General features: G+C 63.8%; 18 protein-coding genes. 11 read left to right on the top strand and 7 right to left on the bottom strand.

All coding sequences use genetic code 11. The features are described from left to right. Positions 1-210 precede the first annotated feature (210 nt). Positions 211-2,082, top strand: a complete 1,872-nt coding sequence (locus tag M2366_RS04965) for a methyl-accepting chemotaxis protein (protein ID WP_042041018.1) — start codon at positions 211-213, stop codon at positions 2,080-2,082. A gap of 147 nt (positions 2,083-2,229) precedes the next feature. On the opposite strand, the gene M2366_RS04970 is transcribed toward M2366_RS04965, so the two are convergent. Further along, positions 2,230-3,813: a cyclic diguanylate phosphodiesterase gene (locus M2366_RS04970; protein ID WP_259269122.1), complete on the bottom strand. Its 1,584-nt coding sequence runs from the start codon at positions 3,811-3,813 to the stop codon at positions 2,230-2,232. A 126-nt stretch (positions 3,814-3,939) separates the two neighbouring features. Then, positions 3,940-4,800, bottom strand: coding sequence for a Tim44 domain-containing protein (locus M2366_RS04975; RefSeq protein ID WP_042040944.1), 861 nt, complete (start codon positions 4,798-4,800; stop codon positions 3,940-3,942). A gap of 127 nt (positions 4,801-4,927) precedes the next feature. Here M2366_RS04975 and M2366_RS04980 point away from each other — a divergent pair, with 127 nt between their 5' ends. From M2366_RS04980 to alr, 3 genes are all read left to right on the top strand, one after another. Then, positions 4,928-5,104, top strand: coding sequence for a hypothetical protein (locus M2366_RS04980; RefSeq protein WP_224431162.1), 177 nt, complete (start codon positions 4,928-4,930; stop codon positions 5,102-5,104). After that, entirely contained in the window at positions 5,089-6,483 is a 1,395-nt protein-coding gene (dnaB, locus tag M2366_RS04985; RefSeq protein ID WP_042040943.1) for a replicative DNA helicase, read from the top strand. The genes M2366_RS04980 and dnaB overlap by 16 nt, the downstream gene beginning before the upstream one ends. 196 nt (positions 6,484-6,679) lie before the next feature. After that, on the top strand, positions 6,680-7,753 hold the full coding sequence (gene alr / locus M2366_RS04990; protein ID WP_259269123.1) for an alanine racemase: 1,074 nt from the start codon (positions 6,680-6,682) through the stop codon (positions 7,751-7,753). A gap of 477 nt (positions 7,754-8,230) precedes the next feature. Here alr and putA read toward each other — a convergent pair whose 3' ends face one another. Next, entirely contained in the window at positions 8,231-12,214 is a 3,984-nt protein-coding gene (gene putA, locus M2366_RS04995) for a trifunctional transcriptional regulator/proline dehydrogenase/L-glutamate gamma-semialdehyde dehydrogenase (RefSeq protein ID WP_259269124.1), read from the bottom strand. A gap of 558 nt (positions 12,215-12,772) precedes the next feature. On the opposite strand from putA, the gene M2366_RS05000 reads away from it, so the two are divergent. Beyond that, positions 12,773-13,210, top strand: a complete 438-nt coding sequence (locus tag M2366_RS05000; RefSeq protein ID WP_259269125.1) for a VOC family protein — start codon at positions 12,773-12,775, stop codon at positions 13,208-13,210. A gap of 118 nt (positions 13,211-13,328) precedes the next feature. On the opposite strand, the gene fumC is transcribed toward M2366_RS05000, so the two are convergent. Beyond that, entirely contained in the window at positions 13,329-14,720 is a 1,392-nt protein-coding gene (fumC, locus tag M2366_RS05005) for a class II fumarate hydratase (RefSeq protein WP_259269126.1), read from the bottom strand. A 123-nt stretch (positions 14,721-14,843) separates the two neighbouring features. Between fumC and M2366_RS05010 the strand changes: the two genes are divergently transcribed. Genes M2366_RS05010 through M2366_RS05020 form a run of 3 tightly spaced genes read left to right on the top strand, consistent with a single transcriptional unit; the run spans position 14,844 to position 17,907 of the window. Next, positions 14,844-15,272, top strand: coding sequence for a MarR family winged helix-turn-helix transcriptional regulator (locus M2366_RS05010; RefSeq protein WP_042040938.1), 429 nt, complete (start codon positions 14,844-14,846; stop codon positions 15,270-15,272). Between the two features lie 27 nt (positions 15,273-15,299). Beyond that, the gene (locus tag M2366_RS05015; protein WP_259269127.1) at positions 15,300-16,361 is read left to right on the top strand and encodes an HlyD family secretion protein; all 1,062 of its coding nucleotides are present in this window, start codon (positions 15,300-15,302) and stop codon (positions 16,359-16,361) included. A gap of 10 nt (positions 16,362-16,371) precedes the next feature. Then, positions 16,372-17,907, top strand: coding sequence for a DHA2 family efflux MFS transporter permease subunit (locus M2366_RS05020; protein ID WP_259269128.1), 1,536 nt, complete (start codon positions 16,372-16,374; stop codon positions 17,905-17,907). Positions 17,908-17,997: 90 nt separating this feature from the next. Here M2366_RS05020 and pepE read toward each other — a convergent pair whose 3' ends face one another. From pepE to M2366_RS05035, 3 genes are all read right to left on the bottom strand, one after another. Beyond that, on the bottom strand, positions 17,998-18,738 hold the full coding sequence (gene pepE / locus M2366_RS05025) for a dipeptidase PepE (RefSeq protein ID WP_259269129.1): 741 nt from the start codon (positions 18,736-18,738) through the stop codon (positions 17,998-18,000). Positions 18,739-18,880: 142 nt separating this feature from the next. Then, positions 18,881-19,492, bottom strand: coding sequence for a response regulator transcription factor (locus M2366_RS05030; RefSeq protein WP_259269130.1), 612 nt, complete (start codon positions 19,490-19,492; stop codon positions 18,881-18,883). Position 19,493: 1 nt separating this feature from the next. Beyond that, entirely contained in the window at positions 19,494-21,332 is a 1,839-nt protein-coding gene (locus M2366_RS05035) for a PhnD/SsuA/transferrin family substrate-binding protein (RefSeq protein WP_404972789.1), read from the bottom strand. A 298-nt stretch (positions 21,333-21,630) separates the two neighbouring features. Here M2366_RS05035 and dsrO point away from each other — a divergent pair, with 298 nt between their 5' ends. From dsrO to M2366_RS05050, 3 genes are read left to right on the top strand one after another with little or no spacing between them, the layout of a single operon-like run. Continuing rightward, positions 21,631-22,413: a sulfate reduction electron transfer complex DsrMKJOP subunit DsrO gene (gene dsrO / locus M2366_RS05040; RefSeq protein WP_259269132.1), complete on the top strand. Its 783-nt coding sequence runs from the start codon at positions 21,631-21,633 to the stop codon at positions 22,411-22,413. After that, on the top strand, positions 22,403-23,530 hold the full coding sequence (nrfD, locus tag M2366_RS05045) for an NrfD/PsrC family molybdoenzyme membrane anchor subunit (RefSeq protein WP_259269133.1): 1,128 nt from the start codon (positions 22,403-22,405) through the stop codon (positions 23,528-23,530). Before dsrO ends, nrfD begins: the two co-directional genes overlap by 11 nt. Then, positions 23,530-26,637 carry a tetrathionate reductase subunit A gene (locus tag M2366_RS05050; RefSeq protein WP_259269134.1) on the top strand — a complete coding sequence of 1,036 codons (3,108 nt, stop codon included), beginning with the start codon at positions 23,530-23,532 and terminating at the stop codon, positions 26,635-26,637. Before nrfD ends, M2366_RS05050 begins: the two co-directional genes overlap by 1 nt. The last annotated feature ends 9 nt before the right edge of the window (positions 26,638-26,646 follow it).

The raw sequence follows: 26,646 nt of genomic DNA on the forward strand, positions 1-26,646 counted from the left end.
TTGTGGAAGGAATAAACAGGGTTGCCCGCCCCTCGTGGGACTTGATGGGGCAATTAGTGGTGCATTTTTGCCCATGGGGGTGAAAATTTTAGCGGCACAGGCAGATAAAGGTTCAGATTTTCCCCAGCGCGCCGCTATTAACGTCTGCAAGACAAAGATGTCGACGGCATTAATGGGCACTCTCTCTTCCTGACATAAGAAGCACACATGATGAAAAACCTCTCACTCAAGCAGAAGATACTGTTATCTGTGGTGATCGCTCTCTCCCTGGTGATCCTGCTGCTCTCCTGGCAGAGCTATACCAGCCAGAAGTCCCTGTTGCTGCAAGGCAGTCAGGAACAGGTGCAGCGCTTGGGTAACCAGCAAGCACAGAGTGTCAGCGACTGGCTGAGTGCCCGCCGCGACGTGATCCAGGCACTGGGCAACAAGGCAAGCAGCGAGCCCCTCAATGCCCTGCAGCAGGCCCAGGTCTCCGGCCGTTTCCAGCTCACCTATTTTGGTGAGGGCAATGGCAAGATGAATGACTCGGATCCCTCCATCAACCGCGACGGCTATGACCCTCGCTCCCGTGGCTGGTATCAGGAGGCCATGAGCAAGGGCGGCCTCATCGTCACCAAGCCTTATCTGGACGTGGCTTACAACATTCTGGTGGTCACCCTGGCACAACCCGCCCAGGGCGGCGTGGTAGGCGGCGATCTCTCCATCGCCGCGCTGGTCGATGACGTCACCAAGATGACCCTGCCGGCAGACGGTTTTGCCATCATGATGCACAAGGACGGCACCGTCATCGCCTACAAGGATGCCGCCAAGGCGATGAAGCCGGCCACCGAGATCGACAACGACTTGACCAATGCCCTGATCGATCAGAGCAAGTCGAGCCAGAGCCTGGTGCCTGCCTACTTCGATAACGAGGGGCGCGACAAGTTGCTGCTGGCGGTGGACGTGCCCGATACCGATTGGGAGCTGGTGCTGGTGCTGGACAAGGCCACCCTGGAGGCGCCGCTCTCCTCCTTGCTGATGACCCAGCTCGCCATGGCGCTGGTGGTGCTGGTGGGCAGCATCCTCGCCATCTCCTGGCTGGTCAGTCTGCTGCTTGGCCCCCTGGCCAAGGTCTCCCAGGCCCTGGCCCGCATCGCCGACGGTAATGGCGATCTGACCCAGCGCATCAAGATAGATGCCAATGATGAGGTGGGTCAGCTGGCCAACAGCTTCAACCGCTTCGTCGGCAGCCAGCATCAGCTGATCGGCCATATCCGCAATCTGGCCCATGAGCTGAATGCCGACGCCGAGCGCAGTCTGGTGACCAGCCAGGCCGCCGTGGAAGAGCTGCAGCGTCAACAGCAGGAGGTGACCATGGTCGCCACCGCCGTCACCGAGATGGCGAGCGCCACCATGGAGATCGCCGGCAACGCCGAGAACACCGCCTCTGCGGCCCAGCAGTCGGCCCAGAGCAGTGAACAGGGCAAGCAGCTCGTGAACCAGACCCGTCAATCCATCAACAGCCTGGCCAGTGAAGTGGGGCAGGCGACCGAAGTGATTGGCGAGCTGAGCCGCCACGCTCAGGCCATCTCCGGCATTCTCTCCACCATCCAGGGCATTGCCGAGCAGACCAACCTGCTGGCGCTCAATGCCGCCATCGAAGCGGCCCGTGCCGGTGAGCAGGGTCGCGGTTTCGCCGTGGTGGCGGACGAGGTGCGGGTGTTGTCCCGCCGCACCCAAGACTCCACCCAGGAGATCCAGTCCACCATCGAGACCCTGCAAAAGACCACGGCCCGTGCGGTGAGCCTGATGCAGACCAGTCAGGGGCTGGCGGACAACAGCGTGCAGGATGCCGATGCCGCCGCCGCCGCCCTGGAGGAGATCACCCAGGCGGTCTCCCTCATCTCCGACATGGCGGGCCAGATCGCCACCGCCGCCGAGGAGCAGACTCAGGTGACTGGCGAAATCACCCAGAACACCACGGCCATCAAGGATGTGAGTGACGAGATCACCGCCTCCGCCATGCGCGATCTGGATCAAGCCCATGGCCTCAAGGGTCGGGCCACGGATCTGAGCAAACAGGTGTCGACCTTTATCCTGTAGCGAGGCAGGGTTGGCCCAGTGAGCTGACCCCTGTCGCCAGTGCCATGAAAAAGAGCCCATTCGGGCTCTTTTCTTATCTGGGCGTCAGTCGCTCTGCAAGCCGGTGCAGTGCTGGGTCCCCACCACGAAATGAGATGGCGCCGGGCCTTAGTCGAAGGAGGGGGTCAGCAACTCCGTTTCGTCCGGGGCGACAGCCGATGGAGGCGGCTTGCTCAGCTGCAGCAGGAACTGCTGCTGGGGCTGGGGTTTGGCGTAGAGGTAACCCTGCTGGAAGTGAACCTGACGCTGGCGCAGAAAGTCGGCCTGCTCCTGGGTCTCGACCCCTTCGGCAACCGTATCCAGACCGAGGCGGGTCGCCAGATTGATGGTGTTGTCGAGTATGTGGTGAGAGAGCGCGTCTGTACCGATCATGTCGACGAAGCTCTTGTCGATCTTGAGCAGGTCTATCTGGAATTTTTGCAGATAACTCAGGCTTGAATTGCCTGTGCCAAAGTCATCCAGCGCTATCTTGACCCCTAACTCATGGAGGGCGCCAAACAGCTGCTCGGTGATGAGGGTGGGGGTGATGAGCTCACGCTCGGTCAACTCCAGTACCAGTACCAAGTCTCGGCGCTTGAAGGCGGCCAGGAAGGCCCTGCAATCATCGAGCAGGCTGAGATCCTGGCAGTGGCGGGCGCAGATGTTGAAGCCGAAGTAAAAGTCAGGGGGAAGGAGGTGAACCTTAGGGGCAAGTGCCTGGCTCACCTGCTGCATCAGGCTGCGGGTCATGGGGACGATAAGGCCGCTCTCCTCGGCCAGGGGAATGAAGAGATCCGGGCGGATCAGCCCCTGATGCCTGTGCTGCCAGCGCATCAGTACCTCGCAGCCACGGATGGCCTTGCTCTGGCTATCTATGATGGGTTGCAGATAGGGGATGAACTCCCCGTTGCCTAGGGCGCGTCTGAGCTCCTGGGTCGGGGTGGATATGTGCCACCACCAGCGGTAGACGCTGAGCCCCGTCATGAGTGCCAGCACCAGGCAGAGCAGCAGGGCGGGCCTTTGCTGTTCGAGCAGATATTGATGGAGCTGCGCCTGGCTGAACCCGAACCGCACGCTATAGGGATAAAGAGTGGAGTCGAGCTGGACGTTATCCCCCATCAGCGGCGGCGGCGGCTCCAGATGTATGACGCCATGGGTGCCAATCCAGCGATCGCCGACCTCGATCAAGGTCTGGGGACCAGTAAGAGTCCAGTCTAGATTGCGGAACAGGTTATAAGGGTCGATGGCGACCTGGACACCTGTACCGCCGAGATCCAGATGATAGAGAAAAAGTTGAGAATGGCGGCCCAGGGGCGAGCTGGGTAGCAGGCGCAACTGACCCCCTATGTAGCTGTCCCTGTGTTCAGGCACATCGACCTCTTCGAAAATAGAAGAGCAATAAAGGTGGCCATTGCGAGTGAGATTGATGGCGCGAATATAGGGAGAGGAGGCGGCCAGCATGCGAAGTTCTCGCGCGGCCGTCGTGCAGGCGCTGCCCGCCAGGGGAGTGGCCTGCATGGTTATTTCTTTACTGTCTTCCAATACCTGATCGATCTGTTCCACGGCATCAAGAGCTGCGTTGTGAGCCTGTTGACGCAGGTCGGATCGGGTTTGCCAATAAAGCGCGGTGAGTGCGGTGAGTGCGACCAACAGGAGAGACAACAGGCTGTTCAGCAGGCGAGGCTTGTTGCTGCGCATGAAAGAGAGGGGCATAGCCTGACCTTGGTGGAAAATGGCCGCTGAGTTTACTGAGGGGGAGAGGGATAGACTAGTGCATTTCACATTCTACAAATGATAAAAGCGACCATAAGGTCGCTTTTTCAACAAACAAAGCAGGAATCAGAGCTGTTCGATACCAGTGATATGCCAGGGGGCACCGGCCTTGGCCAGGTTGCGCTCCAGGTGCCATACCTCTTTGATATCTTCCTCAACCTGCTCCTGGCGGTCCATGTAGCGGCCGCTGAAGCGCACGCTGACCTGAGCCCAGTCGCTGCCGTGGTCGGCGCGGACCAGCTGGGTGTCCACATACATCACTTCGGTATGCTGCTCACCGGTCAGTTCGGCACGCTCTGTGATGAGCTGTTCGAACAACTCCGGGCTCAGATATTCACGCATCTTCTCCAGATCGTTCTGGTTCCAGGCCTCTTGCAGGGTGCGGTAGTGATCGCGGGCACCGGACAGGAAACCGTTCATGTCAAAGCCCGGCGGCAGACGGAAAGGCACATCGCTGTCGGCAAAGCCGGTCGCCTGGGGGGCGCTGCTGCTCTGCTCGAACTGCTGTGGTGCCTGGGGCTGATAACCTGCTCCGGCATAGGCCGTTCGCTGCTGCTGTGGCATCTGGGCCGCCTTGCTGCGGCGCAGGGCACGGATCAGGAAGAAGGCGCCGAGGGCCAGAGCCGCTATCAGCAACATGTCCATGCCTTGCAGGCCTTCGAAGGCACCGCCACCGAGCAGGGCTGCAAACAGGCCACCGGCCAGCAGGCCGCCGAGCAGGCCGCCCATCATGCCGCTCTTCTTGGGAGCCCCTTGGGCGCCCACTGTCGGGTTCTTGCTGTCAACGGGCTTGGCGGCAGGCTGGGCCGGTGCCGTCTTGTAGCTCTTGCCAAAAGATTTACCGCCGCCAAATTTCTTGGCTTCGGCGATGGGTGCCCCCAGGCCAACGGCCAGGATCAAGGCAAACAAGGTCAGCATTTTTTTCATTTTGACGCTTTCACTCTCAGCAATGGATGGGGCATGCCCCGTTAGTGGCAAGGCGCATGGCAAGCTGCCAGTCCCGCTATGTGTCGCAGCTTGTCACTAGGAGTAACACTCCCGGCATGAATTATTCATGAACGAATTTATCAAGGTACCAGCCTGCCCGAACGGCGATCTCTTGGCAAATCGCGGCGGCCTGGTCGCTTATCCGGCACGCGGCCAGATTAGCGCTCGCGGTGGCGGGCTTTCTTTTGTAAAATTCTCGTCCCCTTCCCGCTGCGGTTTTTTAGGTGTATGGCAGAGCAAGTGACGGCGAAAAAAGACGCCAAGACACAACAGCTGAAAGTCCCCCCCCACTCTTTTGAGGCAGAGCAGTCCGTACTGGGCGGCCTGATGCTGGATAACGAGGCCTGGGACAGGGTCGCCGAGCGGGTGATCGACAAGGATTTCTACAGCCGTCCCCATCGGCTGATCTTCCAGGCCATGGCGCGCCTCTCCAATACCGGCAACCCCATCGATCTCATCACCCTGCAGGAGGAGCTGGAGCGCTCCGAGCAGCTGGAAGAGTCGGGAGGTTTTGCCTATCTGGTGGAGATCGCCAAGAATACCCCGAGCGCCGCCAACATCAGCGCCTACGCCGAAATCGTGCGCGAGCGCGCCGTGGTGCGGGAGATGATCTCGGTTGCCAACGAGATAGTCGAAGCGGGTTACGAGCCCCAGGGTCGGACCTCCGGCGATCTGCTGGATCTGGCCGAGAGCAAGGTATTCAAGATTGCCGAGCAGCGCACCAGCGCCAATGAGGGGCCACAGCCGCTCAAGCTCATTCTGGAGCAGACGGTCGACAAGATTGAGGAGCTGTTCAAGACCCCTCACAACGGGGTGACCGGGGTCTCCAGCGGATATGGGGATCTGGACAAGATGACCGCCGGTCTGCAGCGCTCGGATCTGGTGATCGTGGCGGCCCGTCCCTCCATGGGCAAGACCACGTTTGCCATGAACCTGTGTGAGCACGCGGCCCTCACCGCCGACAAGCCGGTGCTCATTTTCTCCCTGGAGATGCCCTCCGAGCAGATCATCATGCGTATGCTCGCCTCGGTCGGGCGCATCGATCAGACCAAGGTGCGAACCGGCCAGCTCGACGACGAGGATTGGGCGCGGCTCTCCTCCACCATGGGGCTGCTGCTCGAGAAGGGCAAGATGTACATCGATGACGCCTCCGGCCTGACCCCGACCGACGTGCGCTCCCGTGCCCGGCGCATCGCCCGTGAGCACGGCGGCCTCTCCATGATCATGATCGACTACCTGCAGCTGATGCGGGTTCCGGCGCTGTCTGACAACCGAACCCTGGAGATCGGTGAAATCTCCCGCTCCCTCAAGGCGCTGGCAAAAGAGCTGCAAGTGCCGGTGGTGGCGCTCTCCCAGCTCAACCGAAGCCTGGAGCAGCGCGCCGACAAGCGGCCGGTCAACTCGGATCTGCGGGAATCGGGCTCCATCGAGCAGGATGCGGATTTGATCATGTTCATCTACCGCGATGAGGTCTATCACGATGACAGCCCCGACAAGGGGGTGGCCGAGATCATCATCGGCAAGCAGCGTAACGGCCCGATAGGGCGTATACGACTCACCTTCCAGGGTCAGTTCTCCCGGTTCGACAACTACGCAGGTCCGGCGTTTGACGATGATTACTAAGGTGATATTGGTTTAGGTATCACCATGTTCGCCCTGACAGGGGATGGCCGAGTCGGTGCTCGTCGCTCCCGTCAGAGCCAGTTTTCCCGGTTCGACAATTATGCCGGTCCGGCCTTCGACGATGATGACTCAGGGTTGACACCACAAGGTGCCTGGCGCATTCACGCGCCATCACGCCCTCGCATAGGGAAAACAGATGAAAGCGGCTATTGCCCAAATTGATACCTCGGCCCTGCGCCACAACCTCGCCGTGGTCAAGCGCCACGCCCCTTCCTGCAAGATCATCGCCGTGGTCAAGGCCAACGCCTATGGCCATGGCCTGCTGCCGGTCGCCCGTACCCTGGTGGACGCGGACGCCTATGCAGTGGCCCGCATCGAAGAGGCGCTGATGCTGCGCTCCTGCGCCGTGGTCAAACCCATAGTGCTGCTGGAGGGGTTCTTCTCCCGGGCAGACTTGCCGGTGCTGGCGGCCAACAACCTGCAGACGGCGGTGCACACCTGGGAGCAACTCGAGGCCCTGGAGCAGGCCGAGCTGCCCGCCCCGGTGGTGACCTGGCTCAAGCTCGACACCGGCATGCACCGGCTCGGGGTGCGGGCCGAGGAGATGCCCGCCTTTATCGCGCGCCTCGCCAAGTGCAAGAACGTGGTGCAGCCGTTCAACATCATGACCCACTTCAGCCGCTCCGATGAGCTCGAACAATCGACCACCCGCGAGCAGATCGATCTGTTCAGCCGCCTGACTGCGCCGCTCAAGGGCGAGCGCGCCATGGCGAACTCGGCGGGGATCCTGGCCTGGCCCGATTCCCATTGCGACTGGGTGCGCCCCGGCGTCATCCTCTACGGCGTCTCCCCCTTCCCCAATTCGGTGGCGGCGGATTATGACCTCAAGCCGGTGATGACCCTCAAGACCCAGCTTATCGCGGTGCGGGATCACAAGGCCGGTGAGCCGGTGGGCTATGGCGCGAACTGGGTGTCGGAGCGCGACACCCGGCTCGGGGTCATCGCCATCGGCTACGGCGACGGCTACCCACGCATGGCGCCCAACGGCACCTCGGTGCTGGTGAATGGCCGCATAGTGCCGCTGGTGGGCCGCGTCTCCATGGACATGACCACGGTGGATCTCGGCCCCGGCGCCACCGACCAGGCCGGCGACGAGGCCGTACTCTGGGGCGAGGGCTTGCCGGTGGAGCGAGTCGCCGAGGAGATAGGCACCATTCCTTATGAGTTGATCACCAAGCTCACCTCCAGAGTCTTTATGGAGTACGTCTGACCCTTTGACTGGGGATGACGGCCGAGGAGATAGGCACAATCTTCTCCTTACGAGCCGATCACCAAGCTGACGTCCAGAGTCTTTATGGAGTACGTCTAACCCTTTGATTGGGGATGGCGGCCGAGGAGATAGGCACAATCTCCTCCTTACGAGCCGATCACCAAACTCACCTCCCGGGTGTTTATGGAGTACGTGTAGGTCTGGGACCTCGGTTTAGAAGGCAATGAATGGCGGAGACAGGCGTGACCTTTCCCCTACGAGCCCATCACCAAGTTCAGCTCCCGAGTCTTTATGGAATCTGTGTAGGGTCGATTAGCGAAGCGTAATCGGCCGCTGCCATAACCAAGTAAGTTCCCCCGCTGGATGCACCAACAAGAAGGCCGCCCCGATAAGGGCGGCCTTCTTTTATGCTCGTTTATCCCATGGCCGAAAGAACAAGCCCCGCATCGGCGGGGCTTGAGTCTCTGTCTGGGGCGCTTAGCCTATGGTCATCAGGCTGGCGTTGCCACCGGCGGCGGCGGTGTTGACCGAGAGGGCGTGTTCGACAAGCAGCCGCTCCAGGGGGATGTCGGTCTCGCCGCGGTGCAGGCCGTGCACGCCGACGATGGCGCCGGGACGGGCGGCGGCGAGCTTGCTCACCTCGATCAGCTGATCCGAATCGCCGTGGTGCAGCAGGGCATCGAAGCCGATGTCGCTGTTTGCCCAGTCCCCGACCAGCTGGATGCGCTGTTGCACCTCCATTGGCAGGCTGGCGAGCAGGGTGCGACGCTCGGCATTGTCCTGCCACAGCACCTCGGTTCCGACCGCCAGACAGGCGGCGAGCTGGGCCAGTAGATCCGCCTTGGCCTCGTTATCGTCGGCAGCCAGACAGAGCACCCGTTCCCGGGGCAGCAGGCTGTATGTGTTGCGCTCACCGGTGGGGCCGACCAGCACCTGGGTCAGGCCGCTCTGGGCCAGCTCGGCATACTGGTCGCAGAGGGTGACGAGGGCCGGAGCCTGTTTGGCTGCCCAGTTGCGCAGGGCCTGCAGGGCCGGTTTGGTCGCCTCGGTCTGTTGAGATGCACCGGACTCCTGGCGCAGCTGACTGGCCACCGCATCCTGCGGACGGGTGGCGAGCAAGCGGTACATATAGAGCGGACCGCCCGCCTTGGGACCTGTGCCGGAGAGGCCCTCGCCGCCGAATGGCTGCACCCCGACCACGGCGCCCACTATGTTGCGGTTCACATAGAGGTTGCCCACCTTGGCGGTGTTGACCACCTGGGCGATGGTCTCGTCAATCCGGGTATGGACCCCCAGGGTCAGGCCGTAGCCGCTGTCGTTGATCTGCGCGAGCAACTCGCCGAGCTTGGCACGGGGGTAGCGCACCAGGTGCAGCACCGGGCCGAACACCTCGCGGCCGAGTTCGTCCAGGCTGTCGAGCTCGATCAGGGTCGGCAGCACGAAGGTGCCGCGGCTGTAATCGGCCCCCTTGTCTGCACATAAGGGGACGCGGGCAATCTGGTGCACCCGGCGACCCTTGTCGTTCATGGCCTTGATGTGTTGCTCGATGTTGGCCTTGGCCTCGGCGTCGATCACCGGGCCTATGTCGGTGGAGAGGTGCTCCGGGTTGCCGACCTTGTACTCGGCCATGGCGCCCTTGAGCATGCGGATCACCCGATCCGCCACATCTTCCTGTACGCAGAGCACCCGCAGGGCGGAGCAGCGCTGACCGGCGCTATCGAACGCCGAGGAGATGACGTCCATCACCACCTGTTCGGTCAGGGCGGAGGAGTCGACGATCATGGCGTTCTGACCGCCGGTCTCGGCGATGAGCGGTATGGTGCGACCCTGGGCGTCTAGGCGACCGGCCAGGTTGCGGGAGATGATGCCCGCCACTTCGGTGGAGCCGGTGAACATGACGCCACGCACCCGCTCGTCGGCGATAAGGGCGGCGCCCACGGTCTCACCGCGGCCCGGCAGCAGTTGCACCGCGCCGGCGGGCACGCCGGCTTCCAGCAGGATGCGCACCGCCTGGGCGGCGATGAGCGGGGTCTGCTCCGCCGGTTTGGCGAGCACCGTATTGCCGGCGGCGAGCGCCGCGCAGACCTGGCCTGCGAAGATGGCCAGCGGGAAGTTCCAGGGGCTGATGCAGACCACGGGGCCGAGCGGTCTATGGCTGTCGTTGGCGAAGTGGTTGCGGGCCTGGGCGGCGTAGTAGCGCAGGAAGTCCACCGCCTCGCGTACCTCGGCGATGGCGTTGCTGAAGGTCTTGCCGGACTCGCGCACCAGCAGACCCATCAGGGGTTGCAGTTCGGACTCCATCAGGCTGGCGGCTCTGTCCAGCACGGCGGCGCGCTCGGCGGGCGGGGTCGATTGCCAGATCTGGCCGCTGGCCAGGGCGCAGGCAAGCGCACTGTCGACCAGCTCGGGGGTGGCTTCGCTCACCTGACCGACGACATCGCGGTGATCCGCCGGGTTGAGCACATTCAGAAACTCGGTTGGTGCCTCAGTGTCACAGCCCGGCTGTTCATTACCCAACATGGGCAGCGCCTGATAGCGAGTATTGGTGCTGGCGAGCAGGGCGGCGGACAGAGAGCCGAGTCTGTGTTCGTTGGCGAGATCCAGACCGGCGGAGTTCGGGCGGGCTTCGCCGTACAAGTCACGGGGCAGCGGAATGCGTGGATGAGGCAGACCCAGCGCCCCTTCACGGGCGGCCATCTGTTCGATCTGCTGCACCGGATCCTGTACCAGATCCGAGAGGGAGATGTTGTTGTCCGCGATGCGGTTGACGAAGGAGGTGTTGGCCCCGTTCTCCAGCAGGCGGCGCACCAGATAGGCGAGCAGGGTCTCGTGGCTGCCGACCGGCGCATAGATGCGGCAGGGGCGGCCCAGCTTGCCATCGGCAACCTTGCCGACCACCTGCTCATAGAGCGGCTCACCCATGCCGTGCAGGCACTGGAACTCGTACTGACCGGGGTAGTAGTTCTGCCCCGCCAGCTGGTAAATCGCGGCGAGTGAGTGGGCGTTGTGGGTGGCGAACTGCGGGTAGATGGCTTCCGGCACCGCCAGCAGCTTGCGGGCACAGGCGAGGTAGGAGACATCGGTATAGGGCTTGCGGGTATAGACCGGATAGCCCTCCAGGCCGTTGACCTGAGCCAGCTTGATCTCGCTGTCCCAGTAGGCGCCCTTCACCAGCCGGATCATCAGGCGGTGACGGCTGCGCTTGGCGAGATCGATCACATAGTCGATCACATAGGGGCAACGCTTCTGGTAGGCCTGGATGACGAAGCCGATGCCGTTCCAGTCGGTGAGGCTCGGGTCGAAGCAGAGTTTCTCCAGCAGGTCGAGGGAGATCTCCAGCCGATCGGCCTCCTCGGCGTCTATGTTGATGCCGATGTCGTACTGTTTGGCGAGCTGGGTCAAGCCGAGCAGGGTGGGGTAGAGCTCTGCCATGACGCGATCGTACTGGGCGCGGCTGTAGCGCGGATGCAGGGCGGAGAGCTTGATGGAGATGCCCGGGCCCTCATAGATGCCGCGGCCGTGGGAGGCCTTGCCGATGGCGTGAATAGCCTGCTCGTAGGAGGCCAGATAGCGCTTGGCGTCCTCCTCGGTGAGGGCCGCTTCCCCCAGCATGTCGTAGGAGTAGCGGAAACCCTTGCTCTCTGTGCTGCCCGCGTTGGCCAGCGCCTCGGCTATGGTCTCGCCGGTGACGAACTGCTCCCCCATCAGGCGCATCGCCATGTCCACACCCTTGCGGATCAGCGGCTCGCCGCCCCTGCCGATCAGCCCCTTGAGGGAGCTGTTGAGGCCAGCCTCGTTATGGGTCGAGACCAGTTTACCGGTGATGAGCAGGCCCCAGGAGGCGGCGTTGACGAACAAGGAGGTGCTGTTGCCCAGATGCTGGCTCCAGTTGCCGCCGCTGATCTTGTCGCGAATGAGGGCATCGCGGGTCGCCTTGTCGGGGATGCGCAGCAGCGCCTCGGCCAGGCACATCAGGGCCACCCCTTCCTGAGAGGAGAGGGAGAACTCTTGCAGCAGACCCTGCACCAGCCCTTGACGACCGCTGGCACCCTTCTGGTTGCGCAGCTTCTCGGCGATGCTGGTGGCCAGCTTCTGGGTGGCCTCTGCCTTCTCTTTGGGCAGGCGGGCCTGCTCCAGCAGCATGGGCACGGCCTCGGTCTCGGGGCGGCGATAGGCGGAGGTGATGGCGGCGCGCAGCACGGACTGCGGCAAGATGCTCTCGGCAAATTCGAGGAACAGTTGCAGACCCTGTTCGGTCAGGGTTTCCACCGACTCTTCTCCCGCGGCGGCGGCCAGACCAGAGAGTTCCGTGGGGGTCAGGCCACGCTCCAGCTGCTCCAGATAGGTGAAAATCGCCTGCTTGATCAACCAGTGCGGGGTGCGGTCGATGGTCTGCGCTGCCTGCTTGAGCCGGTCGCGGGTGGCTTCATCGAGTTTAACGCCAAGGGTGGTAGTAGCCATGGGACTTCCTGTATCTGTGCCGGCGAGAATATTGCCGTATGGTTAAATTTCGATGAGGATGGCGCAACCAGGTGCAACCTTCAAGTTAGAAATTTTAATGTCTCCGTTACATGGTTGCGTTTGGATAAGCGCGCTGGCGGGGACTGGCGGTGAAAAACGATGCAGTGTCAGTGTGTTGCGACAAGATAATGAAGTTAAAAATATGTCTCAAAAATGTGCGTTAGCAACGGACGCATAAATGGATGGTTGCACCTTTTCTCAGTCGTATCGTGGTGTGGGTGCAACCCATGATGTGGGTGTAAATGGAGGTTTGTCGGCCTTGTGCCAGGGGTCAGGATCTGTCACAGGGCGCCGCAGGCGGCATATCCGTTGATTGGCGATGCCAGCCCAGGGGAAGACCTGCGCCAATGGGCATGCTGCCTAGGTTGCCATGGCTGACACCGTACAATGGGCTGGCGCTGTCCGCTCGGTTAGAGGAGGCCATTGAGGCGATGGAGCCGCGCTCTTCTATGCTGATAGCTGGCCTCGTAACCCGTAATCAGTGACAAGGAGTTCACCATGGCGCGTGTCAGTACCTATCTCAACTTTGCCCGGGAGACGGAGGCGGCGTTCCTCTTCTACCGGGAGGTGTTTGGTGGCGAATTCAATGGCCCCATCCACAGGTTCAGCGATTCACCGGGCTGCCCGGGTCAGGATCCCGTCTCCCCGGAAGATGGGAACTTGGTGATGCATGTGGAGCTGGCCATTCTCGGCGGCCATGTGTTGATGGGCACGGATGCGCCGGCCAGCATGGGGTTCACCCTGGTGCAGGGCAACAACAGTTACCTCAATCTGGAGCCGGACAGCCGGGCCGAGACCGACTGCCTGTTTGCTGCCCTTGCCGAAGGCGGCAGCGTAGCGATGGAGTTACAGGAGATGTTCTGGGGTGACTATTTCGGCAGCCTGGTGGACAAGTTCGGTACCCACTGGATGTTCAACTGTCAGAGCAAGAGCTGAGACGGCTTTGCTAATGAAAAGGGCGCCATGGCGCCCTTTCTGTTTTTAACCGCCTCCATTTACCTGGTCCCACCATCTGGGCAGGCACCGGCATCTGACTCCCGGGGGCTGAGATAGCCTATGGCTTGCGGCCCACCATCTCGGCAGGCACCACCCAGAGATCGAATTGCTCGGCACTCAGGTGGCCGGAGGCGATGGCCGCTTCCCGCAGACTGATCCCCTGATGGTGTGCCTTCTTCGCTATCTCGGCGGATTTGTCGTAACCGATGTGGGGGTTCAGCGCCGTGACCAGCATCAGGGAGTTGGCCACCAGCTCGTCGATGCGGGCCTGGTTCGGGGTTATGCCGCGGGCACAGTGATGTTCGAAGCTGGTCATGGCGTCGCTGAGCAGGCGCACGCTCTGCAAGAAATTGTGGGCAATCATGGGCCTGAACACATTGAGCTCGAAGTTGCCGCTGGCCCCGCCGATGTTGATGGCCACGTCATTGCCCATCACCTGCGCCGCCACCATGGTCAGCGCCTCGCACTGGGTCGGATTGACCTTGCCCGGCATGATGGAGGAGCCGGGCTCGTTCTCCGGAATGTTGATCTCCCCTATGCCACTGCGCGGGCCGCTGGCGAGCCAGCGCACATCGTTGGCGATCTTCATCAGGCTGGCGGCCAGGGTCTTGAGGGCGCCATGGCCGTGGACCAGAGCATCGCAGCTCGCCAGAGCCTCGAACTTGTTCGGCGCTGTGACCAGGGGCAAGCCGGTCTGGCTGGCGAGCTCCCCGGCTACCGCCTCGGCATAACCGGCTGGCGCATTGAGGCCAGTGCCGACCGCGGTGCCGCCCAGCGCCAGTTCGCACAGATGGGGCAGGGCGGCTCGAAGATGGCGCTCTCCATGGGCGAGCTGAGCGGCCCAGCCGGAGATCTCCTGACCCAGGGTAAGGGGGGTGGCATCTTGCAGGTGGGTGCGGCCTATCTTGACGATATGGTCAAATGCCTTGGCCTTGTGCTCCAGGGTCTGGCGCAAGCTGGCGAGGGCGGGCAGCAGATGCGCCACTATGGCAGTCACGGCGGCGAGATGCATGGCTGTGGGGAAGACATCATTGCTGGATTGACTGCGATTGACCTCGTCATTGGGATGCACCAGACGCTCCTCGCCGCGCATGCCACCGAGCAGCTCGCTGGCCCGGTTGGCGAGCACCTCATTGACGTTCATGTTGGTCTGGGTGCCAGAGCCGGTCTGCCAGACCACCAGGGGGAACTCATTGTCATGCTGACCCGCCAGCACCTCGGCGGCGGCGGCAATGATCGCCTCGGCATGGCGATCCTTGAGCAGCCCCAGCCGCTGGTTGACCCGGGCGCTGGCGCTCTTGATTTGCACCAGGGCACGAATGAGCTCGGGACTCTGCCGCTCCACCGAGATGGCGAAGTGGTGCAGAGATCGCTGGGTCTGAGCCCCCCACAGCCGGTTGGCCGGTACCGCGATCTCTCCCAGGCTGTCCCGCTCCATCCTTGTCTTCATCGTCGTTCTCCTTTTGTTGGCTGTAGAGCCTTAGCATGCTGGCAACAAGAGAGGGAGGCCAGCATTGAATTTAAACATGCATTGTATATAATAAGTAATGCTTACTAATTTATTGGTCTCGCTATGATGAAACAACCTGACACCCTGGGCTTCCTGATCGGCGACGTGCATCGCCTGATGCGTCGTCACTTCCAGCAACAGTTGGAAGGGAGTTGTCTGACCCTGGCCCAGGCCCGTGCCCTGGTCCATATCGCCCGGCATGAAGGGATGCGTCAGGTTGAGCTGGCCGAGCGGCTGGATATCCAGCCTATCACCCTGGCTCGCCAGCTCGATCAGCTGGCCCAGAGTGGTCTGGTCGAGCGACGCCCGGATCCCGATGACAGGCGTGCTCATCAGCTGTTTTTGACCGAAGCGGCCGTCCCTCACCTGCAATGCATCAAGCGGGCTGGCGACGCCGTACATCGCAGTGCCATGGGCGATCTGGATGAGAAGGCGGCGAACGCCCTCTATCAGGCGCTAAAGACAATGCACGACAACCTTTCCCAGAGCTGATCTTCTCGATTTTTCGGAGTGTTTCTCATGACTACTGATCCGACTTCCGCCCCTGTGGCGGTTTCCGACCGACGCCGTACCCGACTGTTACTCCTGGTGGTGGTCCCTCTCATTGCCCTGTTTGGATGTGGCGTCATCTATATGCTGGGCGGGCGCTATGTGGAGACCGACAACGCCTATGTGAAGGCGGACAAGGTGCCCATCAGTACCGAGGTACTGGGCCGGGTAGACAAGGTGATGGTCAAGGAGAATGCCCAGGTCAAGGCCGGGGATCTGATGTTCGAATTGGATCCCGCCTCCTTCGAGCTCGCCGTGACCAAGGCCGAGGCTGAGCTTGCCAAGGTACGCACCGATCTGGTGGCATTGCAGACCAGCTATCGCGGTCAGCAGGCCGAGATAGCCGTGGCTCATACCCGCAACGCTTATGCCCAGAAGGAAGAGCATCGCCAGGCAGATCTGGTTGCCAGGCACTTCACCTCGACCGCCAATTATGATGATGCCCGTCAGCTCACCATACAGACGGCGCAGCAACAGGTGGCGCTGGAAGAGGGGCTCAAGAAGATAGAGGCTTCCCTGAATGGTGACGTCAATCTGCCGGTCGAACAGCAACCCGCCTATATGGAAGCGGCCGCCGAATTGGCCAAGGCAAAACTGGATTTGGCCCGTACCAAGATCTATGCCCCGGTCAATGGCATCGTCAGCCAACTGCCCAAGTCTGGCCAGTACAGCATTGTGGGCATGACCGCCATGATGCTGGTAGAGACCGATCAGCCCTGGATAGAGGCAAACTTCACCGAGACGGATCTGACTCATGTCCAGCCTGGCCAGCAGGTGAACATCAGTGTGGATACCTATCCGGATGCTCACTGGACAGGGGTGGTCGAGAGTCTTAGCCCGGCGACAGGTTCAGAGTTCTCGGTGATACCGGCCCAGAATGCGACCGGCAACTGGGTCAAGATCACCCAAAGGGTCGCGGTCAGGATCCGCTTGGACGATGCCAGTGCAGCGCCTGCGCTCAGGGCTGGACTCAGTGCCGTGGCCGAGATAGATACCGGCCATCACCGCAGCCTGTTTGGCTGGTCGTTGTGAGGTGAACCCTATGACAACAGCGACTCAGGAAGGACCCAGCAAGGCACATCTTGGCTTCATCACCCTGTCGGTCATGCTGGCCACCATCATGCAGGCGCTGGACACCACCATAGCCAATGTGGCCCTGCCCCATATGCAGGGTGCCATGGGGGCGACCCAGGATCAGATCTCCTGGGTGCTCACCTCCTACATAGTGGCGGCCGCCATCTTCATGCCGCTGACCGGCTTCATCTCTGACCGAATTGGCCGCAAGCGGTTGTTCATGTGGTCGGTGGCGGGTTTCACCATCGCCTCCATGCTGTGTGGCGCGGCCCAGAGTCTGGAGCAGATAGTGCTGTTCCGGCTGCTGCAGGGGATCTTCGGCGCCAGCCTGGTCCCCCTCTCCCAGGCGGTACTGCTCGATAGCTATCCCCCTGAAAAGCATGGTTCTGCCATGGCGATGTGGGGCATAGGTGTCATGGTGGGCCCCATCCTGGGCCCCTCGCTCGGGGGTTGGCTCACCGAGTACTACAACTGGCGCTGGGTGTTTTACATCAACCTGCCATTCGGCCTGCTGGCCTGGTTCGGCCTCGCCGCCTTCATCGAGGAGACCAAGATCAATAGCAGTCGGCGCTTCGATCTGCTCGGCTTTGCCCTGCTCAGTATTGGCATAGGCGCGTTGCAGATGGCGCTGGACAGGGGCCAATCCCAGAACTGGTTCGCCAGCGCCGAGATCGTCATAGAGACCGGGTTGGTGGTGCTCTGCTTCTACCTGTTCGTGGTGCACATTTTCACCCACTCGCACCCCTACATAGAGCCGGCCCTGTTCAAGGATCGCAACTTCAGCGTCGGCCTGGTGTTCATCTTCATCGTCGGCATCATCTTGCTGGCGACCATGACACTGCTGCCCCCCTTCATGCAGGGATTGATGGGTTATCCGGTGATCGATGTCGGCTACCTGCTGGCGCCACGGGGAGTCGGCACCATGTTCGCCATGATGCTGGTGGGCAGGCTGTCGGGTCGGGTGGATGTGCGCATCCTGATCCTGCTGGGGCTGCTGCTCACCAGCTTCTCCATGTGGGAGATGACGCTGTTCAATACCGACATCAGCAACTGGGACATCATCCGTACCGGGGTCGTTCAGGGCCTGGGTCTGGGTTTCATCTTCGTGCCGCTCTCCACCATCACCTTCGCGACCCTGGCGCCCCGTTTTCGCACCGAGGGCACGGCCTTGTTCAGCCTGATGCGCAACATCGGCAGCAGCATCGGCATCTCTGTGGTCATCACCTATCTGGCCCAGCGCACTCAGATGAATCATGAGGTGTTTGCCTCCTACATTACCCCCTTCAACCAGGCGCTGCATCATGGGGGAGGCATGGCGGAGCTGATGACGCCCAAAGGGCTCAGCGCGATAAATGGCGAGGTGACCCGCCAGGCCAGCCTGCTCGCCTATCTGCAGGACTTCCGGCTGATGATGTGGGTGAGCCTGTGTGCCATTCCGCTGGTGTTGCTGCTAAAGGCCCCCAAGCGTGGCGGCGGCAAGGAGGCGCTGGCGATCCTGGAGTGAGGGCCCTTGCGGGACCTCACCCCGGTGCGAGGGGGCAAACGAAAGAGGGATGGCCTTGGCCATCCCTCTTTTCATTGCAGCGCCCCTGACTCAGATCTTGGGGATGAAGGGAGTGAGGGCGGCCAGGGGAGCTGCGTCCTCATACTCCAGGGTCGTCTCGCCGTGCTTGAAGATCTTGAAGCCTTCGCCGCGCACGCTCCAGTACTCGACTGTCTCGCCGTTGCTCTCGCCGCTGATCTGCAACAGGCTGGCCTCGCGCAGGGCCACCACGGATTCGCTCGGGTTGATGGCGCAGAACTCGGCGAGCCGCTCGTCCCGGGTCTCCCCCATGTGGCCGCTGATGCTGGCGTCCAGATAGTGGGGGTTGATCTGCAGCGGGAACAGGCCCAGGGCCGGCAGTACGGCGGCGCTGCACACCGGCATGTCGTTGGTGGTGCGGATGCTCGGGGTCGCCACGTTGCAACCTGCGCTCCAGCCCACATAGGGCACGCCCCGTTCGCGCACGGCGCGCTGGATGGGCACCACCAGACCGTATTCGTGCAGCAGCTGGTTCAGGCGCCAGGTGTTGCCGCCGCTGATAAAGATGGCGTCTGCCTGGTTGATGGCCGCCACGGGATCGTCGAACTGGTGGATGCTGATGGTCTCCACTCCCAGGCTCTCGGCGAGATCCTGGGCGCGGGCATCCCAGTCGCTGCGGATCACCGCATAGGGGATGAGCAGGATGCGCTTGACCTGTTTGCGGGCGAGCAGGGTCTGCACCCGGTCGCGGGCCCAGCCGAGCAGGCCCGGGTGTTCGGTGGTTTTTCCGTTGCTCAGTAACAGCAGTTCCATGATGTCTCCTCGAAATAATGCGCAGGACCTAGGTCGGCCCTGATAAAGGGAAGGGGCTACTCTACCCCCAAGGCGGCGCCAAGTGTGTGATCTCGCCACCTTTTATGTCCCGGGGTTGGGGTTTGCCCGTGGCGTGAGCGATTCAGGGCCGCCCATTGACCGCCGCATAGCGCAGCATCAGCTCGGCCAGGGAGCTCACTTCGAGCCGCCTCATCAGACTGGCGCGGCACACCTCGACTGTGCGCACCGAGATGCAGAGATCCTGCGCTATCTGCTGGTTCTTGTGGCCCTGGGCGATGAGCTGCAACAGCTGGTGCTCGCGGGAGGTGAGCCGCTCGAAGGCGTGCCGATGGGCAAGGCGCGCCGCCGCGGCCAGGGTCGCCTGATCGGCCCGCGCTATGGCGGCGAGCAGGGGGGCCAGCTGCACCGGCTTTTGCAAGAAATCCACAGCCCCCTGCTTGAGGGACTCCACCGCCAGGGGCACCTCCCCGTGGCCGGTGAGAAACAGTATGGCGATGGGGCTCTGGGCCGCCTTCAGCCGCTGCTGCACCTCGGGGCCGGACAGCCCCGGCATGCGGCAATCCAGGATGAGGCAGGCGGGCAGGCGCAGATCGACCTCTGCCAGGAAGCGCTCGCCGTCGGCAAAGCAGCGTAGCTGCCGCTCGTCGCAGCTCTCCAGCATGAAGCGCAGGGAGTCGAGCACGGCCTCGTCGTCATCGACCAGGTAGAGGGGAGGGCGGTCAACGGACTGCATATCAGCTCCTTGGATTGGGATGGGAAGCGGCCTCAAGCGGCTGCTGAGTGGCGGGCAGGATCACCCGGGCCAGGCAGCCATGGGGGCTCAGATTGCTCAAGGCGAGCTGGCCGCGATGACACTCGACCACGTCCCGGCAGATGGCGAGCCCCAGCCCCATGCCGCCCTCCTTGTCGCTGTGAAACGCCTGTTGCAGCAGCGCCTCTGGCATCCTCAGGCCGGGGCCGTTGTCGCGGATCTCCAGGATCAAGAGCGTCGCCTCGAAGCAGGCAAGCAGCTCGACCCGGCCCGGCTCAGCCCTTTGCGCCGCTGGGCCGTCCGTTCGGGCCGCGCTCTCGGCGCCATTCTTGATGAGGTTTATCAGCAACTGCTCCACCCCGGTGCCATCCAGGGGGAGCAGGCGCGGCTGCCCCTGCCAGCGCAGGGTGAAGGTGACCCCGAGGGGGGCCAGCATCTGACCGAGCAGGGGTTGCAGGCCCTCCACCAGGGCGACCAGGTCCGTGGGCTCGGCTTGGCGGGGACGCTTTTGCAGCCGGGATCTGAGCCGCTGGACTGTCTGGGTGATGCGCTCGACCTGCAGGCCAATCTGCTCGAGCGCCTGGATCAGCACAGGATCCGGGGCCGAGTCTTGGCCCTGTTTTGCCAGGCGCAGCAGGGCACCCTGGCTGTAGTTGGCGATGGCGGTGAGGGGCTGATTGATCTCGTGGGCCATGTTGGCGCCGAGTTCGCCGAGCTCGGCGAGGCGTCTGGCCTGCTCGAGCTGGCGTCCCTTCTCCTCGAGTTGTTGGCGGGTGGCGAGCAGTCGGCGCTGGCTGCGGTTGAACAGGTATTGCAGCAGCAGGTGGTGGCCGCCGAGCAGCAGCACCAGCGCCAGGGCCCCCCAGCCCCACTGCTGATGCTGGCGCAGCCAGTGCCAGGCCGATTGCCACCAGGGGCCCTGCAGGGGGTGGCGATCCAGCGCCTTGAGCAGGCGGTCGATGCCAAGCTGGCTGGTGGGCACTGTCCAGCCCGCCGAATCGGCGGCCATGGCCGCCTCGCTGTCTGCTGGCAGGTCGAACAGGGCTCGCGTCACCGCCAGGGCAAGCGCAGGGGAGGCCTGCTCCGTCTGGGCGAAGGCCCAGTTCGGGTAGAGCCGGGTCGAGCTCTGGCAGCCAAAGCCCGCCGGCGCCTGGTTGTCCAGCACCCGAAAATCCGAGTCGGCGACCTTGCCCTCCCGCACCATGCGCTCCAGCTGACACACGGGCACTATGGCGGCGGCCACCTGGTCCGCCGCCAGCTGCTCGATGAGCCTGTCCAGGGGGAAGCCGGTGAAGCGCACGGCGGAGAAGAAGCGCTCCAGCCTGACCCCCTGCTCGTCCGCCTCGAAGCGGTAGGCGAGGTAGCCACCGAAGGCGTTTTCCGACACGGCGGCGACCGGCTGTCCCTCGAGATCCTGCCAGTGCCGGTAGGGGGCATGGGCGCGCACCACCAGGGCGGCGCCTATGGCGAGGTTGTCACCCCCGGCCGGGCTCTTGAGGGTGGCGAGCCAGGCCAGCGGATACTGGCGCGCCAGACTCACCGACTGGCCCGGGTTGGTGATGACAAAGTCGAGCCTGCTTTGCGCGACGGCCTCGGCCAGGGCATCGAGCTCCAGGGGCACCAGCGCGAAGCGCCGCTCTGGCACGCGCTCATTCAGCCAGCCCATCAGCGGCTGCCACTGGGCCTTCGCAAGTGCCGGGCCGCGGGTCGCCAGCACCCCTATTCGCACCGGCTCGGTCTGGGCCTGCGCCGACGCTGTCTGGGGCGGCACAGATCCGGCCAGGGCGGGGGCGACCCAGATCCAGAGCAACAGGGCCAGCAGGGGCTGGCGGGCGAGCGATGAGGGGGGGTGACGGAACAGGGTGCTCTCCTTGGGCGGCTGATGGGGGTGGGGAAGCCAGTCTATCACCGGGGCGATGTGCTGGGCCGCCCTGGCGCCGTGATGGGGCGGCGAATGGGGCTTAGGTCACAGTTTGGCGGTTATGGGGCTGGTTTTATTGCGCTGGATCAACCCGGCTCCCGGTATGTGGAAAACCACAATAGAGGCGACTTGCTGCGTTGCGGACAATCGGCCCAACCCCCCTCTTGGGGGAAGCCAGCTCAGCAGAAGGAAAGACGCCATGGAGCTCAGCAAGCGCCGATTGTTATCCGGGATCGCCGCCCTCACCGCAGGGGCGGCCCTGATCCCTGTCGCTCAGGCCCAGTCCGTCCCCGTGCCCCGCAATGGGCGGGCGGCCATCAGCCGGGGGGATGGCCGCAAGCGCTACGGCATGCTGATTGACTTGCGCCGCTGCGTCGGTTGTCAGGCCTGCACAGTGGCCTGCACCATAGAGAACCAGCCACCCCTCGGCCAGTTTCGCACCACGGTCAGCCAGTACGAGGTGAGCGATGTGGCGGCACTCGATGCCCCCGCCTCCCTCTTGATGTTGCCGAGGCTCTGCAACCACTGCACCGAGCCCGCCTGCCTCGACGTCTGCCCCACCGGCGCCACCTTCCAGCGCGATGACGGCATAGTGGTGGTCAACAACGACTGGTGCGTCGCCTGCGGCTACTGCGTGCAGGCCTGCCCCTATGACGCCCGCTTCATCAACCACGAGACCAACACCGCCGACAAGTGCACCTTCTGCGCCCACCGGCTGGAGGCGGGGCTCTTGCCCGCCTGCGTGGAGAGCTGCGTCGGCGAAGCGCGCATCATCGGCGATCTCAACGATCCCAAGAGCCAGATCAGCCGGTTGCTGCGGGAATATGAGTCCGCCCTCAAGGTGCTCAAGCCCGAGGCCCATACCCAGCCGCGGGTCTTCTATCTGGGCATGGATGAGGCCTTCGTCAGCAAGATCGACGGCCATCCGGCGCAGCGTACCCTGCTCGGCGACGACGGCAAGGAGATAGCCCATGACCATTAACGAACTGCTGGCCCCGGATCAGCCCATCACCTGGCTGCCCTGGGCGGTGCAATACTTCTTCCTCATCGGCCTCGCCTATGGGGCCCTCTGGCTGGGCGCGGCCGATCTATGGCGCAAGGTACCGGATCGGCGGCTGCAGACCCTGGCCGCCGTGCTGATGATGGGGGCCGGTCTGGTGGCGCCCATCGCTCTGACGGCGGATCTGCACCAGCCAGCCCGGGCCTGGCACTTCTACGCCCAGACCCGCTTCACCTCCATCATGTGGTATGGCGCCTACCTGCTGCCCCTGTTCAGCCTGCTCAGCATGCTGTTTGGCTGGCTGCTGATAAGGCCCAACCTGGCCAGACGCGGCGAGGAGCGGGACAGGGTCGCCGCCCTGGCGCGACTGCTCTGCCTGGGGAACTGGTCCGGCGAGCCCTGGCGCAAGCCGCTGGCTTTGATGGCGGCCTTGAGCGGGCTCAGTATCGCGCTCTACACCGGGCTCGAGACCATGGCGGTGCAGGCGCGCCCGCTCTGGCACACCCCTTGGCTCCCCTGGTTGCTGGCGCTGAGCGCCCTGCTGGCGGCCCAGAGCGCCCTGCTGCTGCTCAACCGGCTGCTGGCGGGCTGGCAGCAGCACACCGAGGCGGGGCTGCTGCGCCAGATCCGCCCGACCCTGGCCCTGCTTGCGCTCTCCCTGCTGGGCTGGGCCCTGTTTGGCGGCGCCTCGGCGGCTGAGGCGGCGGCCCTCTATCGGCTGGATCCTAGCTGGCGGCTGGCGGCCCACTGGCTGCTGCTGACCCTGGGCCTGCTCGGCCTGTTGCTGCTGGCGGGGCACCGATTCTCCCCCCGCCTGCAAACCTGGGGCCTGGGGCTGCTGGCACTGCATCTGGTGTGGGGCCTGCGCTGGCTGGTGCTCATTCAGGGGCAGTTGGCACCGAAATATGGCGCCGGTGTCTATGTCTACCAGATAGCCTGGGGGCCGGCCGGGGTGCTCGGCATCCTCGGCACCTTCGGCCTGCTGCTGGCCCTGCTGGTGGCGCTCTCCGAGCTGGTGCGCGCCCCGGCTCTGCCATCCGCCACAACGTCATCTGCCACCCAGGCAGCCACCACCCATTGCGCTCGCGAGGCACTCTGATGGATCACAGCAAACGCAAGTTTCTCAAGGGAGCCGCCATCGCCGGGGGCACGGGGTTCTTCGTGGCCGGTTACAGCGACACCCTCAAGCAGGTGGTGAGCGGGGTGGCCACCGGCAGCTCGGGCAAGCCGACCCGGGATCCCATCCACGGCAACTCCCTGGCGGTGGAGTACAGGGTCGATGAGGGAGGGGAACTTCACCCCAATCCGGACCAGCGCCTCGCCAACACCATGTGCCTCGGCTGCTGGACCCTGTGCGGGGTGCGGGCCCGCATCGACAACGAGAGCGACAAGATAGTGCGTATCCTCGGCAACCCCTATCACCCGCTCTCTGCCCTGCATCACATCGACTTCAAGACACCGATCAAGCAGGCGCTGCTCGGCACCAGCGGTTATCAGGAAGGGGGGCTGGATGGCCGCTCCACCGCCTGCGCCCGGGGCAACGCCATGCTGGAGCAGCTCGACAGCCCCCACAGGGTCACCCGCTGCCTCAAGCGGGTCGGCCCCCGTGGCAGCGGTCGCTGGCAGAGCATCCCCTTCGAGCAACTGATCGAGGAGGTGGTGGAGGGGGGCGATCTGTTCGGGGAGGGTCAGGTTGAAGGGCTCAGGGCCATCCGCAACCTGGCCGAGCCGCTCGATCCCACCAACCCGGAATATGGCCCCAGGGCGAACCAGCTGCTGGTGAGCAACGCCTCGGACGAGGGGCGCGACGCCTTCATCAAGCGCTTCACCTTCAACGGCTTCGGCACCCGCAACTTCGCGAACCACGGCGCCTACTGCGGCCTGTCGTTTAGGGTCGGGGCCGGCGCCCTGCTGGACGATCTGGAGAAGAACGCCCACCTCAAGCCAGACTGGGACGAGAGCGACTTCCTGCTGTTCATGGGCACCTCTCCCCAGCAGTCCGGCAACCCCTTCAAACGCCAGTCCCGCCAGCTGGCGGCGGGGCGGGCACGGCAGGGCAAGCCCTTCTCCTATGTGGTGGTGGCCCCCAGCCTGCCGAACACGGTGAACCTGCCGTCTGCCCCCGCCAACCGCTGGCTGCCCATCAGGCCCGCCACGGACTCGGCCCTGGCCATGGCCATGCTGCGCTGGATCATCGACAACGAGCGCTACGCCGAACCCTTCCTGGCGGCCCCCAATGCCGAGGCCGCCGAGCGGGCCGGCTATCGCGGCTTTTGCAACGCCAGCCATCTGGTGGTCTGCGACGAATCCCACCCCCGCTTCGGCCAGATGCTGCACGCCAGCGATCTGGGGCTGCCCTTTGAGGGCGAGGCCTATGGCGAGGGGGATGCCGTGCTGGTGATGGAGGCGGACAGTGACGAGCCGACACCGGCCGGCCGTTGCGAGCGGGCCCGACTCTGGGTGGCGCGCAGCATTTCGACCCCGGGCGGGGAGTTGGCGGTTAAGAGCAGCTTCCAGCTGCTGGCCGAGGCGAGCCGGGAGCACTCCCTCGAGCAATACAGTGCCGAGTGCGCCGTGCCGGTGGCCGACATCAAGGAGCTGGCGCGGGAGTTCACCAACCACGGCACCCGGGCGGCGGTGATCACCCACGGCGGCACCATGAGCGCCAACGGCTTCTACACGGCCTGGGCCATCATGATGCTCAATGCCATGATAGGAAACCTCAACGCCAAGGGCGGCGCCGTGGCGAGCGGCGGCAAGTTCGACCCCTTCGGCGCCGGGCCGCGCTACGATCTGGCGAGTTTCCCGGGTATGGTCAAACCCGCCGGCGTCTTCCTGTCCCGCTCCAAGTTCCCCTACGAGAAGACCTCCGAATATCGTCGCAAGAAAGAGGCGGGGCAGAACCCCTATCCGGCTCACGAGCCCTGGTTCCCCATCTCGGGCCCGCTGCTCGGCGAACACCTGACCGCGGCGGTGAGCGGTTATCCCTACCGCGCCAAGGCCTGGATCAACCACATGGGCAACCCCCTCTACGGTCAGGCGGGGCTGCACCAGGCCATAGGTGAGCAGTTGAAAGACCCCAGGGTGCTGCCGCTCTTTGTCAGCATCGACAGCTTCATCAACGAATCCTCGGCGCTGTCGGACTACATAGTGCCTGACACCCTGACCTACGAGTCCTGGGGCTGGGCAACCGCCTGGCACGGCGTCATGACCAAGGTCTCGACCGGGCGCTGGCCTGTGGTGGAGCCTCGCGTCGCCAAGACGGCCTCGGGGGATCCCGTCTGCATGGAGTCCTTCCTCATCGCCGTGGCGAAACGCCTAGGGTTGCCGGGCTTTGGCGAGGGGGCCCTGAAAGGGGCGGATGGCAAGCTGTACGGTCTTCACAAGGCGGCGGACTTCTCCCTCTACGGCGCGGCCAACGTCGCCTATCTGGGTGAGCCCGTACCCGCCATTGGGCCTGAGGATCTCGCCTGGTCCGGGGTGGAGCGGATCCTGCCCACCCTCAACGCCACCCTGAGCGCGGAGGAGGCGGGCCGCGCCGCCTACCTCTTTGCCCGGGGCGGGCGCTTCGAGCCGGTCGCCAAGGGGCGCGACGAGGCGGGTCAGCCGAGCAAGCGCTGGCCCAAGCCCCTGATGCTGTGGAACCCGGCGGTGGGCAGCCGCCGTCACAGCCAGAGCGGCCAGTTCCTGAGCGGTACCCCGCGCTTCTTCCTGGCTCAGCTCGCCGATGGCACACCGCTGAGCGAGGCGTTCAAGCCGGCCCAGTGGCCCCTGCTGCTCACCAGCTACAAGTCCCACACCATGAGCTCCATGAGCATAGCCTCGGATCGCCTGCGCCAGGTGCACCCCAGCAACGGGGTGCGGCTCAACGTGGAGACGGCGGCGCGCCTTGGCATAGTGAGCGGGGACAGGGTGCGGGTCAGCACCCCCAATGGCAGCGTGATCGGGCTGGCGGAGTGCGTGGCCGGGGTGCAGGAAGATGCCATCGCCATCGAGCACGGCTTCGGTCACAAGGAGCTGGGGGCGAGGGCGCATTGGGTCGACGGCAAGGAGGTGGTGGCCAGCCCCCTGCGCGGCGCCGGGGTGAACCTCAACGATCTGGCGGTGCTGGATCCGAGCCGCCACGGCCGCTACCCGCTGGTGGACTGGGCCATCGGCTCCTCGGCGCGCCAGGGCTTGCCGGCCCGGGTCGAAAAGCTGGTCTAGCGCCAGATG

This window comes from Aeromonas sp. BIGb0405, assembly GCF_024807335.1.
In the GTDB taxonomy this organism is placed as follows: domain Bacteria; phylum Pseudomonadota; class Gammaproteobacteria; order Enterobacterales; family Aeromonadaceae; genus Aeromonas; species Aeromonas rivuli.